Genomic DNA, 13,238 nt, shown 5'->3' on the forward strand with positions numbered 1-13,238 from the left:
AGAATGAAGTTCCAACTGAACCGGCTGGCGGCATCGCTGGCGCTGGCCGCGGCGGGCGCCGTCGCACTGCCCGCGCACGGCGCGCCCGCGCCGTCCGAGAACGCCACCATCAACCTGATCCGCCTGCTGGTGCAGCAAGGCGTGCTCAAGCCCGAGCAGGCCGACGCGCTGGTGGCGCAGGCCGAAGCCGAAGCCAAGGCGGCCCGGCAGGCCACGCCGGACCGCGGCGCCGCCGTGGCGCAGGCGGGCGACGTGCGCGTGCCCTACATTCCGCAGACGGTGCGCGACCAGATCCGCGACGAGGTCAAGGCGGAGGTCATGGTGCAGGCCAAGGACGAAAACTGGGCGCAGCCCAACACCTTCCCCGACTGGGTGTCGCGCATCACGGTCGAAGGCGATGTGCGGGTGCGCGACGAATCGCGCTTCTACAACGGCAACAACAGCAACGAGATCACCGATTTCGCCAAGCTCAATGCCAATGGGCCGTACGACGTCAACCCCGACACCAGCACCGCTTATCCGCCGATGCTGAACACCCGGCAGGACCGCCGCAACCAGTTGCGCATCCGTGCCCGGCTGGGCGTGCGCGCCGACATCTCGGAAGCCTGGACTGCCGGCATCCGTCTGGCCACCGGCAGCGACGACAGCCCGGTGTCGACCTCCCAGACCTTGGGCGGCGGCATGGGCAAGAAGGACATCTGGCTGGACCAGGCCTACCTGACCTACCGTCCGGCCAAGTGGGCGACGGTGACGGGCGGGCGCATCGCCAATCCGTTCGAATCCACCGACACGCTGTTCTCCAACGATCTGAACTTCGACGGCGTGGCCGCGATCTTCAAGCATCCGCTGCAGGGCCGCGACGTCACCCTGTTCGGCACCCTGGGCGCCTTTGCCACGGAATACGCGAACAACGGCTGGAACTCGGGATCGATGTCCGAAGGCAGCAGCGAGAACAAGTGGCTGCTGGGCGCGCAGGTGGGCGCCGACTGGAAGATCAACACCCAGAACAGCCTGCGCGGCGCGCTGGCCTACTACCACTTCGACAACATCGCCGGCCAGCGCTCCAGCTCCTGCTCGCCGTGGGCGGGGGACGAGAACTGCGATACCGACTGGTCGCGCCCGGCGTTCATGCAAAAGGGCAACACGCTGTTCCTGCTGCGCAACATCGCGCCGGACCCGCTAGACCCCGCCAACACGGCGCAGCCGCAGTTCGTGGGCCTGGCGTCGAAGTTCGACCTGCTGGACCTGAACCTGCGCTGGGATACCCGCGTGTTCGACGGCCTGGGCCTGCGCCTGAACGGCAACTACATCCGCAACCTGGCCTACAGCAAGAGCAAGATGATGAGCCGGTCGCAAGGCTACATCGTCAACAACTTCGGCGAGAACGGCGACATCGAAAGCGGTCCCAATGCCTGGATGCTGCAAGCCACGCTGGGCCGGTCGTATGACCTGAAGGAGAAGGGCGACTGGCTGGCTTTTGTTGGCTACAAGTACATCCAGCCCGATGCGCTGCCCGACGCCTTCAACGATTCGTCGTTCCATCAGGGCGGCACCAACGCGCGCGGCTACTACATCGGCGGCGGCTATGCCTTCGACAAGAACGTCTACGGCGTCTTCCGCTGGATGAGCACCAAGGAAATCTACGGTCCGCCCTTGGCCATCGACACGATGCAGTTCGAGATCAACGCCAGGTTCTGAGGCCATGGACATGCACATCGTATGGGATGAATCCCGCCATTCCCCCGCGGCGGGGCGCGGCCGGCGGCTTGCCGCCGCCGTGGCCCTGTGCGCGGCCGGTCTGACCTTGGCCGGCGGCGCGCAGGCTGAAAGCATGGAGGAACGCCTGCGCGCCCAGCTGCGCAGCACCACCCAGCAGCTTTCCCAGTTGCAGGGCGAACAGGCGCAGGTCAACGCGGCCAAGGCGGCCGCCGAGGCGCAGCGCGACTCCGCGCAGAAAGAGCTGGAGACCTTGCGCGCCCAGTTGGCCCAGGCCCGCGGGCAGGCCGACAAGCTGGCCGGGCAGCAGGAGGCCGTGATGGAAAGCGCGCAGGCGCAAGTCTCGGCCACCCAGGCGCAGCTCGGCAAGTTCAAGGGCGCGTACGACGAACTCCTGACCCTGGCGCGGGGCAAGGAAACCGAGCGCCAGGCGCTGGCCCGAAACCTTGCGCAGCGCGACGAGGAGGTCAAGGTCTGCGTCGCCAGGAACCGCGAAATGTACGAGGCCGGCAAGGAAATCCTGAACGCGTACGAACGCATCAGCACCGGCGACATCCTGGCCATCAAGCAGCCCTTCGCGGGCAAGGCGCGGGTCCGGTTCGAGGAGCAGGCGCAGGCCTACGGCGACAAGCTGTACGACGCGCAGATCGCGCCGAGTCAAGCTGCTGCAACCTCGAATCCCTAATCTGACAAGACAGTTTCATCTTTTCCTCTAGGAATACCGCAATGACCGAATCCAGCCTGATTCTTGACGTAAACGCCGAACGCCTGCAGGAGCTGCTGCAATCGCTGGGCTACCGCGTGACCCTGTCCGAACAGAACGGCATGGTGCAGCTGCTCAGCGCCAGCCAGGGCGTGGGCTTCGCCGCCCGCATGGGCAATCCGGGCCAGCAGGACGGCCAGTACCTGGACTACACGCTGAGCTGCGCCCTGCGCGTGCAGGGCGAGCTGCCGGCGGGCCTGGCCGAGCGCTGGAACGTCGAAAAGCGCTTTGCCCGCCTGACCGTGCAAGGCGCGTTCCTGGTGCTGGAGCTGGACGTGATCGTGGCCGGCGGGGTGTCGGAGACCTATCTGCGCGCCACCACCGAACTGTGGGACCGGCTGCTGCAGGAGTTCCTGTTGTTCCTGCGAGCCAACGCCTCGGCGCAGGCGGTGGACGAAGCGCCCGCCGCCGATGCCGGCGATGCGCGCGTGGAAGAGGCCGTCGCGGAAGACGCGACGCACTAGGCGCCGGTGAAGTCCGGGCGCCGGGCATGGGCGGAGCAGGCTCCTCGCACGCCCGGCGCTTGCCATCGCGCGATGGCGTATTGATGTGATGCATGCAAAGGTTCCGACTATGACCACGATCCTGAAATCCCCCGCCGCCCTGCGTGTGGCCGGCGCCATCCTGACGATCGCCGTGCTGGCCGGCGCGGTGGCGCTGATGCGCGGCAACGACGCGCAAAGCAGCGAGACGGCGCCGGCCAAGGCCAGGCCCGCTGCCGCCGCGCCCGCCGCCACGCCCACGTCGGCCGCGCCTGTGGCGGCCTCCAGGGCGCCCGCCATCGCGACGCTGGGCGCCGTGCAGGTGGACCGCGATGAACTGTTGCGCCAGCTGCAGGCCCTGCCGCCGCAGTCGCTGGCCCAGCTCAAGGACAACCGCGCCGGGCTGGACCAGTGGCTGCGAGCCAGGCTGGCCGAGAAGGCGCTGATCGAGCAGGCGCGCGCGCAGGGCTGGCAGGACAAGCCGGAACTCCAGCGTGCGTTCCAGGCCGCGCAGGAACGGATCCTGCTGCAAAGCTATCTGGAGTCCGTCAGCCGCGCGCCCGACGACTACCCGGGACAGGCCGATCTGCAGGCAGCCTATGAACGCGCCAAGCCCCAATTGGCGCAGCCGGCGATGTACCGGATCAGCCAGATCTTCCTGCCCGCGGCGCTGGGCGACGCCGAGGCCGTCGCCGCCGCGCGCAAGCAGGCGCTGGACCTGGTCAAGCGCGCGCAGGCGCCCAAGGGTGATTTCGCCGCGCTGGCGCGGGACTTCTCGCAGGACTCGACCACGCGCGGGCAGGGCGGCGACATCGGCTACGCGCCGCTGGCGCAGCTGACGCCCGAGATGCGGCCGGCGGTCGAACAGCTGAAGGCCGGCGAGGTGTCTGCTCCCGTGCAGTCCGCCGCGGGCTTCCACATTCTGAAGCTGGCGGACGTGCGCCCCGCCGGCGTGACGCCGTTTGAGCAGGTCAAGGAAGAGCTGCGCGTTGCGCTGCGCACCCAACGCCAGGAACTGGCGGCGCGGGCCTATCTGGAGGGTTTGTTGAATGCCGGTACCGTCAGCATCGATGGCGCGGCGCTCAATGCCGCGTTTGAACAAACCGCAGCCGCCCCGGCGGCCAAGCCGGCTGTCGCGCGCGCGCCCTGAGGCGGGCGTCAGGCCCGCCGCCGGCGGCGGGCGCCCGGTCACGCTGGCGCTGGATGCCCGCCTGCATCAGGCGCTGGGCTGGACCGGGCCGCCCAATACCGTGCAGTGCGCGGCGGCGCTGCTGCAGGCTCTGCGCATCACGTTCCCCGATGAAGTCCGGCGCTGGTTTCCGCTGGTGCCCGAGAACGGCCCGGGACGGCTGCGCGATCCGGCGCGCGAGCACGGGCTGGACCTGGCGGACCTGCGCGTGCTGCACCGGGCGCTGCGGGTGGCGTGGCTGGCCGAACTGGTGTTCGGCGAGCGCGACATTGCCCATCTTTGGCTGTGCCAGCCCAAGCGCCGCCTGCACGGGCGGGTGCCGCTGCTGCTCAGCCAGTTCGGGCGGTATGCCCAGATGATCGAGCAATGGCTCATCGACATAGACGAAGGAAACGGCCCATGATCGCGCTCTGGCGCTTGAGCAACAGCCAGGACCTGCAGCCGCGGGCCCGGCCGGCGGGCCGCTGGCATGGCGCCGGCGCGGCCGTCGTCGTGCTGGACGCCACGCCCGCGGCCGCTGTGTTCGCGCGGCTGGCGCAGTCCGAGGTCGCGCATCCCGATGCCTTGCCGCGCCACTACTTCCTGCTGGAAGTGGCTGCGCCCGGGCATGCGGTGAGCGAGGTCCAGGCGCCAGCCCATTGGCAGAACGACACGCCCGCCACGCGCGCCCAGGGCAATGCCTGGCTGGCGCGCGGCGATACCTTGCTGCTGCGCGTGCCGTCGGCGGCGGGCGGCGTCCAGTACCTGTTGAATGCCGAACACCCCCAACTGGCGCAATGCCAGATCGTGTCGGCTCTGGCCTATCCCTTCGATCCGCATCTGTCGGGCGTGGCCGGCGCGGTGCAGGAGGGGGCGGGTTGGCTGGTGGCGGCGCGGCCTGGGGAAGCGTAGGAGGGGGCCGGGCCGAACCTGGCCGGCCGGCGTAGGCGGGACGCGGACTAGAATAATGCGGATCCGGCGGTCCGGCACAGGCCGGCTCCGCAACCCGCGTTCCTCTCAGGAGCAAGCCGTATGACCGCAATTCCCGCTGCCCCCGCGCCGGGCGCAGCGCTGCCCGCCCGCACCGTGCAGGTGGACATCGTCTCCATACAATCCCAGGTCGTCTATGGCTATGTCGGCAACAACGCCGCCATGCCGGTTTTCCGCAAGGCGGGTCTGCGGGCGATCGCGGTGCCCACGGTCATCCTGAGCAATACCCCGCACTATCCCTCCCTGCATGGTGGCGCGGTGTCGCTGGAGTGGTTCGAGGGCCTGCTGCGGGGGCTGGATGAGCGCGGCGTGAGCCGCGTGGCGCGCGCCGTGGTGTGCGGCTATCTGGGCCAGCCCGGGCAGGCCGATCTGCTGGCCCGCTGGCTGCCCGCGCTGCGCGCCGCCCGGCCGGACCTGCGGGTGCATATCGATCCGGTCATGGGCGACCGCAACGACGGCCTGTACGTGAACGAAGGGCTGGTCGCGCAGTACCGGAACCTGCTGGTGCCGCTGGCCGACGGCATGACGCCCAACCATTTTGAACTGGAACTGCTGGTGGGGCGGCCGTTGTCGTCCATGGACGAGGTGGTGGCCGGGGCGCGCGAACTGATCGCGCAAGGACCGGGCTGGATCGTCGTGACCAGCGCCGCGCCCATGGCCGCGGCGCCGGGCACGCTGCAGCTGGCAGTGGTGACGCGCGACGAAGCCACCGTGGTGACTCACCCTGAGATCGCCATTCCGCCGTCGGTGCACGGTACAGGCGACGTGTTCATGGCCGGCGTCACCGCCAGGCTGCTGAACGGCCAGGCGCTGGTCCAGGCGGTGCGTGAAGCCGCGGCCCAGGTCACCGTGACGCTGGAGCGCACCCGGGAACTGGGCTGGGAAGAGCTGGCCGTCGAGGACTAGGGGTTCAGTACGTCTTGTACGGCAGGAACTTGCCGCTCATCACGATCTGCACCCGGTCGCCCTTGGGGTCGGCTTCGCGCGAGAGGTCCATCTTGAAGTCGATGGCGCTCATGATGCCGTCGCCGAACTCTTCGTTGATCAGCGCCTTGAAGGTGGTGCCGTAGACGCTGATCAGCTCATAGAAACGGTAGATCAGCGGGTCCGTCGGCACGGCGGTCGGCAGCGAGCCCTTGTACGGCACGACCTGCAGCTGCACGACCGCGTCGGCCGGCAGGTCCAGCACGCGGGCGGCGGCCAGCGCCTGCTCTTCGGTCAGGGTCATCTGGCCCAGCAGCGCGGCGGTGGTCCATTCCTTGCTCTGGCCCACGGCCTCGGCGATGGCGGTCCAGGTGAGCTTCTTTTCCAGCTTGCGGGTAACGACCAGTTCGGTGACTTCAGCGCGGGACATCATGATGGGGTTCACTCCTTGTGGGATGCCTTGTCGACCAGGAAGTCGACGAGATGGTTGCGGATTTCGTAGTAGCGGGGTTCGTGGTGCAGGCTGGCGCGGGTCCGGTCGCGCGGCAGGTCCACGCTGACGGACTCGGCGATGCGGGCGTAGGGGCCCGCGCTCATGAGCAGGATGCGGTCCGACAGCAGGATGGCCTCGTCCACATCGTGCGTGATCATGAATACGGTCTGGCGGGTTTCCTGGACGATGCCGCGCAGTTCGTCCTGGATGGTGCCGCGGGTCAGTGCGTCCAGCGCGCCGAAGGGCTCGTCCAGCAAGAGCATCTTAGGCTGGATCGCGAAGGCGCGCGCGATGCCCACGCGCTGCTTCATGCCGCCCGACAGTTCGCAGGGTTTCTTGCCGGAGGCCAGGCCCAGGCCCACCATCTCCAGATAGCGCTGGCTGTGCGCGCGCACCTGTTCGCGGCTGTAGGCGGGCCAGCGTGAGCGCACGCCGAACTCCACGTTCTGCAGCGCCGTCAGCCAGGGCAGCAGCGCATGCGCCTGGAACACGACGCCGCGCTCAAGGGACGGGCCGGCGATCTGGCGGCCGTCCATGATGACGACGCCTTCATTGGTTTCGTCGATGCCGGCCAGCACGTTCAGGATGGTGGTCTTGCCGCAGCCGGAATGGCCGATCACGCAGACGAACTGGCCTTGCTCGATGCTGAAGTCGATGTTCTCGAAGACAGGCGGCTGAGGCTGGCCGTTGCGGCCGGGATAGCGTTTTCCCAGCCCTTGAACCTGCAGGAAAGATTGGCTCATGGCGTCACTCCCGATAGCTGACCAGCCGCGCGGCGCGCGCCAGCAGGTTGTCCAGCAGCATGCCGATCAGGCCGATGAAGAAAATGGCGCAGATGATGTTGGCGATAGACAGGTTGTTCCATTCGTTCCACACGAAGTAGCCGATGCCGGTGCCGCCGATCAGCATCTCCGCCGCCACGATCACCAGCCAGGCGATGCCCACCGAAATGCGCATGCCCGTCATGATGGTGGGCGCCGCCGCCGGCAGGATCACCTGCAGCGCGGTGCGCAGGCGCGAGACCTCCAGCGTGCGCGCCACGTTGAGCCAGTCCTGCCGCACCGCGCCCACGCCAAAGGCCGTGTTCACCAGCATGGGCCACAACGAGCAGATGAAGATCACGAAGATGGCGGACGTGTCGGCGTCCTTGATGGTGTAGAGCGCCAGCGGCATCCACGCCAGCGGCGAGATGGGCTTGAGCACCTGGATGAAGGGATCGAAGGCCCGGTATACGGTCTTGGACATGCCGATCAGAAAGCCCAGCGGGATGGCCACCAGCGCCGCCAGACCAAAGCCCGTCAGCACCCGCGCGACGGAGTAGGCCAGCTGAATGCCGATTCCCTTGTCGTTGGGGCCGCGGTCGTAGAAGGGATTCTTCAAGTGCTGCCACAGCTGCGCGCCTACCTCGGCGGGACCGGGGAAGGGCGTCTTCGAACCGCTGGCCGCGGCGTTGCCGACCAGCGCGGCATAGGCCGGGTCCACCGCCGCCCCGCCCGTATCGGGCCGGGTGGCGGCGTGCCACAGCAGCAGGAACGCCAGGAACAGCGCGACGGACAGGAACGTGGCCCGCCAATATTGCACGGACCGCATCAGGTCCTCCGGATCTTGAAGCCAGCCAGGTAGGCTTCGGGCTGGCTGGGATCGAAAGGCTTGCCCATGATGCTGAACGACTTGCCGGTCTCGGCGGGCGGGGTCAGGCCGGCTTCGCGCATCAGGCGCACGGCGTCCGTCGCCAGGAACACTTCGCTGGCCACCTTCTGGTAGTCCACGTCGCCCTTGATCTGGCCCCAGCGCTTCATCTGCGTCAGGATCCAGACCGCGAACGACTGCCAGGGCATGGGGTCGAAGTCGATCCGGTTGGGGTCGGTCAGCACCTTGCCCAGGCCGTCGGCATAGGTGCCGGTCAGCACCTGTTCCACGACCGTGACGGGCTGGTTCAGGTAGTTGGGCGCGGCGATGGCGGTGGCGATTTCCTTGCGGTGCGCCGGGTCGCGGGCATAGGCGGTGGCTTCGATGATGGACTTGAGCAAGGCCTGGTACGTATTGGGCATGCTGGTGACGAATTCCTTGCTGGCGGAGAACGCGCAGCAGGGGTGGCCGTCCCAGATGGCCTTGGACAGTGTATGGATGAAGCCCACGCCGTCATAGACCGCGCGCTGGTTCACGGGGTCCGGCGCGAGGAACCCGTCGATGTTGTCGGCGCGCAGGTTGGCCACCATCTCGGGCGGCGGCACGGAACGGATCTGCACGTCGGTGTCGGGGTCCAGTCCGTGTTCCGCCAGGTAGTAGCGCAACAGGTAGTTGTGCATGGAGTAGTCGAAGGGGACGGCGAACTTGAAGCCCTTCCAGTCCTTGGGATCGCGCCGGTCCTTGTGCTTCATGGACAGGGTGATGGCCTGGCCGTTGATGTTCTCGACGGCGGGCATGGTCCACGGCACGGCGCGGCTGGCGCCCACGCCCATCGAGATGGCCAGCGGCATCGGCGACAGCATGTGCGCGGCGTCGTATTCGCCCGACATGGCCTTGTCGCGGATCAGCGCCCAGCCGGCGGTCTTGACGACTTCTACGTCCAGGCCCTGCTTGGCGTAGAAGCCCATGGGGTGCGCCATGATGATGGGCGTGGCGCAGGTGATGGGAATGAAGCCGACCTTCAGCTTTTGCTTTTCCAGCGGCCCGGTGGTCTGGGCGAAGGCTTCCTTGGCGGCGGCCAGTGGAAAGATCGACGCGATGGCGGCCATGGCGGTGCCGCTGCCGACCGCGCGCAGGAAGCGGCGGCGCAGGGCGTCCTGCGGGAACAGGGCGCGCATGACGGCGTGCTCGACCGCGTTGTCCACGGCGCTGCCGCCGCGCGCGGGGCCCTGCTGGGCGCGCGTGTGTTCGGCCAGGGAGGCGTGGCGGCCGCAGCCGCAGGCCAGGCGGCTGTTGGCGTCGAACGGATTGCTGAATAGGGACATGGTGGCTCCTTCGGGCGGGAATGGAGCCATCATGGGGCCGGCGGCGCACGGCCGGTATCGCCGGTTCAACGATACGCGTGTAGTGCGTCTACTACGTGGTGCGGGTCTTGCGCCGTTACGGTGCGCAGGGGTTCAGATGGCACCCAACTGGTGCGTGTTGGCGTAGGCCACCAGTTCCACGAGCGTGCGTACGCTGAGTTTCTCGAAGATGCGGCTGCGGTAGGTGGAGATGGTGTTCACCGACAGGGCGAGCTGTTCTCCGATGGCCGAGACCGAGCGGCCGGCCACCAGCAGCTGCAGGACCTGGAATTCGCGGTTGGACAGCAGTTCGTGCGGAGGGCGGGAGCTGTCCTGGCGGACCGTGTGGGCGAGCAGTTCGGCGACGGTGGGGGTGACGTACATCTTGCCGGCGGCGGCGTTGATCAGCGCGGCCAGCAGTTCTTCGGGTTCGCAGCCTTTGTTCAGGTAGGCATGGGCGCCGGCGCGCAGCGCCCGTACGGCGAACTGGGATTCGGGGTAGACGGACAGCATCACGACGCCCAGCGCGGGGTAGTCGGCGCGCACGCTTTTCAGTACGTCCAGGCCGTCGCGTTCGCCCAGGGCGACGTCCAGGACGATGGCGTCGTAGTGGGCCTGGCGCAGGGCGCGCAGGGCGGAGGGGCCGTCGGCGGCGTCGTGTACCAGGGCGACGCGGGGGTCTTCTTCCAGGATGCGGGCGAGTCCGCGGCGGATGATGAGGTGGTCGTCGATGATCAGCAGGTTCAATGGCATGGGGCCGTTTCCTTATGCGGCCAGCGGGTTGAGCCGCAGGCGGGCGCGCATGCCGGCGCCGGGGGCGCTGTCGAGGGCGAGGTCGCCGCCGATGGCGCGCGCGCGTTCGCGCATGCCGAGGATGCCGAAGGTGTGGCGGTCTTCGGGCAGTTGCATGCCGACGCCGTCGTCTTCGACGGTGAGCACCAGGCCGTCCGGGCCGCAGACGGCGCTGACGCTGACGCTGCGGGCGCGGGCGTGGCGTTGTACGTTGGTGAGCAGTTCCTGCACGATGCGGTAGATGGCGATTTCGGCGTTGCGGTCGAGCCGGAGGCTTTCGGTGTCGGGCGGGCAGAGGTAGCGGCATTGCAGGCCGCCGCGCGTTTGCAGGTCTTGCAGCAGCGCTTCCAGGGCGGCCCACAGGCCGAGGTGGTCCAGGACGACGGGGCGAAGGTCGTTGAGGATGCGGCGGGTGGCGCCCATGGCGGTCTGGGTGACTTCGAGCATGCGGTCCAGGTGGCTTTGGAGCGCGGGCGCGGCGCCGAGCTGGCGGCGCAGCCAATTCAGGTCGAGTTGCAGGGCGGTGAAGGAGGCGCCCAGGTCGTCGTGGATGTTGCGGGCGATGTGGGCGCGTTCTTCTTCGCGCAGGGTGCTGAGGTGGGAGGACAGGCCGCGCAGGGATTCGTGGGCGGCGCTGAGTTCGGCGGTGCGTTCGCCGACGCGGCGTTCCAGCAGGGCCTGGGTGCTGTGGAGTTCGCGTTCGATGCGTTTGCGGTCGGTGATGTCGGAGAAGGTGACGACTGCGCCGACGACTTCCTGTTCGTTGCGGATGGGGTAGGAGGCGTATTGGGCGTCGAAGCAGGAGCCGTCGCGCCGCCACAGCACTTCGTCGTCGGCGCGTTCGCCGCGGCCGTCGCGGAAGGCTTTGAAGATGCGGCAGTCGTGGACTGGCATCAGCCGGTGGTCGGCGTGGGAGTGGTGGATGAGGTAGTGCATGTTGCGGCCGACGACCTCGTCGGGGGTGTAGCCGAGCATTTCGGCGCCAGCGCTGTTGATGAAGATGCAGCGGCCGCGCAGGTCGATGCCGTAGATGCCTTCGCCGGCGGATTCCAGCAGCATTTCCAGTTGGCGGCGCCAGGCGGCGTGGTGGGAGAGGTGATTCAGGTCGGCGAACATGGCTTGCCCGGGTTGTTTTTTTTTGGACGAGTTTACGGGACGGGGGTGTTCGTGCGGGGGGATTGAGGGAAATCCCTCTGGGTGTTCTTGCGGGGGGGGTCTTTTGACGCCCGGCGCGGTGGCGGGCTGGGGTGCGCGGGGCTGCGATTGCGGTCCGGAGCCTTCGCTCCGGACTTCCCCTGCCTCATCCTCGTTGTCGCCTGCGGCGACTGCCTTCGGATTCCGTCGGGCTTATCGACGCCCCGCGCACCCCAGCCCGCCGCCGCGCCGGGCTTCGGTGGTTGAAACCTGGCGTCAGCGGGGGCGGGTGGTGTGCTTGGCCTTTTTGCGAAGGCGGGGGGCGGCTTGGAAGGTCTTGCGGGGTCGCCAAGTGCCGGCCGCGCGGGCGGCCTTACTTGGCATTTGGGAGTTTGCAGGCCCGGGTTGGGGCCCGGGTTTGGGCCTGCTTTCTGGGCTTGTCTTGGCTTTGCTTACGGGATCAGCGACAGGCCTACGCGGAACTGGGATTCGTTGCGCTGGTTGTAGCCCAGCAGGGTTTCGCCGTAGCCGTTGAAGTACTGCAGGTGCAGGTAGCCGTTCCAGTTCAGGAACGTGCGGCGCAGCGGCCAGGCGAAGTCCAGCTGCGTGGTGCGGCGCTTCTGGTCGCCCTGGCGGTACATGGCGGAAACCACCGCGCCGTTGTCCTGTGCCCAGCGCAGTTGCCAGTCGACGCGGCCGGCGTAGTCGGCGTAGTCGCTGTTCTCCTGGGCGACGGCGAAGTAGGCCTTGACCTTGGGCGCGAAGGTGAGCGTGCTGCCGCCGTCGAAGCGGTAGTGGAAGCGCGGCTCGATGTAGCCGGCGTTGAGCGAGCGCGAGTCTTCGCCGTCCTTGCCGTTGGAGTTGTGCTCGACGCCGGTGTTCATGCCGACGCGCCAGTTCTGGTTCTCGGACTTCCAGATGTCGTCGGACAGCCAGAAGACGCTGGGATTGAAGGTGGTGTCGATGAAGGGCTTGGAGTCGCTCTCCAGGTCCCACAGCGAGGTCTGCGTGTAGCCCAGGTAGAAGTCGTCGTGCCAGGTGTCTTCGCCGCCCCTGGGGCTGAGGAGGCGGTACTTGGCGCTGATCTGGAAGCGGGCCGTCGTGAGGCCGCGCGTGCCGACGGCGAAGTACACGGGCTTGTAGGCGGAGAAGGCGCTGCGGAACTGGTCGAAGGCGGCTTGTTCCACGGTCTGCTCGACGGCGGCTGCCGGCGCGGGGCCGCTTTCTGGCGATGCGCCGGCCGCGGCGACGGCGGCGGCGGGCACGGGCTTGCCGCTGCGGGGGTCGACCACGGGTGTTTGGGCGGGCGTGCTGGCCAGCGTGCCGCTGTCGCGGCCGGTTGCGTCCAGCGCCATCATGGAGGGCTGGCCCTCGATGGTCACGGCTTGCAGGCCGTGGGCGGAGACGGGTACGACGGCGGTCCATGCCATGCGCGCGAAGTTGTTGACCGGCACGCTGTAGTTGTCGCGGCCGCTCTTCAGTTTGGCGAGGCTGCGCACGATCTGGCCGTCCTGGCTGCGCCACTGAAGCACCAGTTCGGGCGGCGCTTGCCAGTCGACGCGCGCGCTGCCTTCGTTGAAATACACGGCTTCAATAGTGACGGTCTCGCCGGGAGCGGCCGAAGGGCGGTCCAGCCGGTACGACACGCCTGCTGCGGCGGAGCCGGCCGCGCCCAGGGCGAGGGCCGCGGCGACGATGCGCAGGGGAAGGAGGGGGCGTGCGTGGCGGCGAGTGGGCATGAGGCGTATGGTGTTTTTCTTCGACGAAGCAATGTAGCACCGAGCCGCGAAACCGTTTGTAAGTC

14 protein-coding genes are annotated in these 13,238 nt (G+C 68.1%); 7 read left to right on the forward strand and 7 right to left on the reverse strand.

From position 1 onward, the window contains the following. Positions 1 to 3: 3 nt before the first annotated feature. From HLG70_RS00625 to pdxK, 7 genes are all read left to right on the forward strand, one after another. A complete protein-coding gene (locus HLG70_RS00625) occupies positions 4 to 1,698 on the forward strand; it encodes a putative porin (RefSeq protein ID WP_171667546.1) in 1,695 nt (564 codons plus the stop codon). 10 nt (positions 1,699 to 1,708) lie between these two features. Continuing rightward, complete coding sequence (locus HLG70_RS00630; RefSeq protein WP_234103319.1) at positions 1,709 to 2,401, forward strand: DNA repair protein; 693 nt, start codon at positions 1,709 to 1,711, stop codon at positions 2,399 to 2,401. A gap of 41 nt (positions 2,402 to 2,442) precedes the next feature. Beyond that, positions 2,443 to 2,943 (forward strand): YbjN domain-containing protein, encoded by a 501-nt coding sequence (locus HLG70_RS00635; protein WP_171667544.1) that lies wholly within the window; start codon positions 2,443 to 2,445, stop codon positions 2,941 to 2,943. A 109-nt stretch (positions 2,944 to 3,052) separates the two neighbouring features. Continuing rightward, positions 3,053 to 4,111: a peptidylprolyl isomerase gene (locus HLG70_RS00640; protein WP_171667543.1), complete on the forward strand. Its 1,059-nt coding sequence runs from the start codon at positions 3,053 to 3,055 to the stop codon at positions 4,109 to 4,111. After that, positions 4,047 to 4,553, forward strand: coding sequence for an MbcA/ParS/Xre antitoxin family protein (locus HLG70_RS00645; protein WP_171667542.1), 507 nt, complete (start codon positions 4,047 to 4,049; stop codon positions 4,551 to 4,553). Before HLG70_RS00640 ends, HLG70_RS00645 begins: the two co-directional genes overlap by 65 nt. Next, positions 4,550 to 5,041: an RES family NAD+ phosphorylase gene (locus tag HLG70_RS00650; RefSeq protein ID WP_171667541.1), complete on the forward strand. Its 492-nt coding sequence runs from the start codon at positions 4,550 to 4,552 to the stop codon at positions 5,039 to 5,041. Before HLG70_RS00645 ends, HLG70_RS00650 begins: the two co-directional genes overlap by 4 nt. 120 nt (positions 5,042 to 5,161) lie before the next feature. Then, positions 5,162 to 6,025 carry a pyridoxine/pyridoxal/pyridoxamine kinase gene (gene pdxK / locus HLG70_RS00655; protein ID WP_171667540.1) on the forward strand — a complete coding sequence of 288 codons (864 nt, stop codon included), beginning with the start codon at positions 5,162 to 5,164 and terminating at the stop codon, positions 6,023 to 6,025. Between the two features lie 4 nt (positions 6,026 to 6,029). On the opposite strand, the gene cynS is transcribed toward pdxK, so the two are convergent. From cynS to HLG70_RS00690, 7 genes are all read right to left on the reverse strand, one after another. Next, a complete protein-coding gene (gene cynS / locus HLG70_RS00660; protein WP_171667599.1) occupies positions 6,030 to 6,473 on the reverse strand; it encodes a cyanase in 444 nt (147 codons plus the stop codon). 11 nt (positions 6,474 to 6,484) lie between these two features. After that, entirely contained in the window at positions 6,485 to 7,279 is a 795-nt protein-coding gene (locus HLG70_RS00665; protein ID WP_171667539.1) for an ABC transporter ATP-binding protein, read from the reverse strand. A 4-nt stretch (positions 7,280 to 7,283) separates the two neighbouring features. Continuing rightward, positions 7,284 to 8,126, reverse strand: a complete 843-nt coding sequence (gene ntrB / locus HLG70_RS00670) for a nitrate ABC transporter permease (RefSeq protein ID WP_171667538.1) — start codon at positions 8,124 to 8,126, stop codon at positions 7,284 to 7,286. Further along, positions 8,126 to 9,490, reverse strand: a complete 1,365-nt coding sequence (locus HLG70_RS00675) for a CmpA/NrtA family ABC transporter substrate-binding protein (RefSeq protein WP_171667537.1) — start codon at positions 9,488 to 9,490, stop codon at positions 8,126 to 8,128. The genes ntrB and HLG70_RS00675 overlap by 1 nt, the downstream gene beginning before the upstream one ends. A gap of 132 nt (positions 9,491 to 9,622) precedes the next feature. Then, positions 9,623 to 10,261 carry a response regulator gene (locus HLG70_RS00680; protein WP_171667536.1) on the reverse strand — a complete coding sequence of 213 codons (639 nt, stop codon included), beginning with the start codon at positions 10,259 to 10,261 and terminating at the stop codon, positions 9,623 to 9,625. 12 nt (positions 10,262 to 10,273) lie between these two features. Beyond that, the gene (locus tag HLG70_RS00685; protein ID WP_171667535.1) at positions 10,274 to 11,416 is read right to left on the reverse strand and encodes a sensor histidine kinase; all 1,143 of its coding nucleotides are present in this window, start codon (positions 11,414 to 11,416) and stop codon (positions 10,274 to 10,276) included. Between the two features lie 470 nt (positions 11,417 to 11,886). Then, entirely contained in the window at positions 11,887 to 13,173 is a 1,287-nt protein-coding gene (locus HLG70_RS00690; protein ID WP_171664814.1) for a phospholipase A, read from the reverse strand. Between the last annotated feature and the right edge of the window lie 65 nt (positions 13,174 to 13,238).

The sequence above is a fragment of the Achromobacter deleyi genome (assembly GCF_013116765.2).
GTDB lineage: Bacteria > Pseudomonadota > Gammaproteobacteria > Burkholderiales > Burkholderiaceae_B > Achromobacter > Achromobacter deleyi_A.

Excerpts from the sequence above, each read along its gene's own strand:
- HLG70_RS00625 (WP_171667546.1), top strand. The coding sequence starts at position 4 with ATGAAGTTCCAACTGAACCGGCTGGCGGCATCGCTGGCGCTGGCCGCG.
- HLG70_RS00630 (WP_234103319.1), top strand. The coding sequence starts at position 1,709 with ATGCACATCGTATGGGATGAATCCCGCCATTCCCCCGCGGCGGGGCGC.
- HLG70_RS00635 (WP_171667544.1), top strand. The coding sequence starts at position 2,443 with ATGACCGAATCCAGCCTGATTCTTGACGTAAACGCCGAACGCCTGCAG.
- HLG70_RS00640 (WP_171667543.1), top strand. The coding sequence starts at position 3,053 with ATGACCACGATCCTGAAATCCCCCGCCGCCCTGCGTGTGGCCGGCGCC.
- HLG70_RS00645 (WP_171667542.1), top strand. The coding sequence starts at position 4,047 with ATGCCGCGTTTGAACAAACCGCAGCCGCCCCGGCGGCCAAGCCGGCTG.
- HLG70_RS00650 (WP_171667541.1), top strand. The coding sequence starts at position 4,550 with ATGATCGCGCTCTGGCGCTTGAGCAACAGCCAGGACCTGCAGCCGCGG.
- pdxK (WP_171667540.1), top strand. The coding sequence starts at position 5,162 with ATGACCGCAATTCCCGCTGCCCCCGCGCCGGGCGCAGCGCTGCCCGCC.
- cynS (WP_171667599.1), bottom strand. The coding sequence starts at position 6,473 with ATGTCCCGCGCTGAAGTCACCGAACTGGTCGTTACCCGCAAGCTGGAA.
- HLG70_RS00665 (WP_171667539.1), bottom strand. The coding sequence starts at position 7,279 with ATGAGCCAATCTTTCCTGCAGGTTCAAGGGCTGGGAAAACGCTATCCC.
- ntrB (WP_171667538.1), bottom strand. The coding sequence starts at position 8,126 with ATGCGGTCCGTGCAATATTGGCGGGCCACGTTCCTGTCCGTCGCGCTG.
- HLG70_RS00675 (WP_171667537.1), bottom strand. The coding sequence starts at position 9,490 with ATGTCCCTATTCAGCAATCCGTTCGACGCCAACAGCCGCCTGGCCTGC.
- HLG70_RS00680 (WP_171667536.1), bottom strand. The coding sequence starts at position 10,261 with ATGCCATTGAACCTGCTGATCATCGACGACCACCTCATCATCCGCCGC.
- HLG70_RS00685 (WP_171667535.1), bottom strand. The coding sequence starts at position 11,416 with ATGTTCGCCGACCTGAATCACCTCTCCCACCACGCCGCCTGGCGCCGC.
- HLG70_RS00690 (WP_171664814.1), bottom strand. The coding sequence starts at position 13,173 with ATGCCCACTCGCCGCCACGCACGCCCCCTCCTTCCCCTGCGCATCGTC.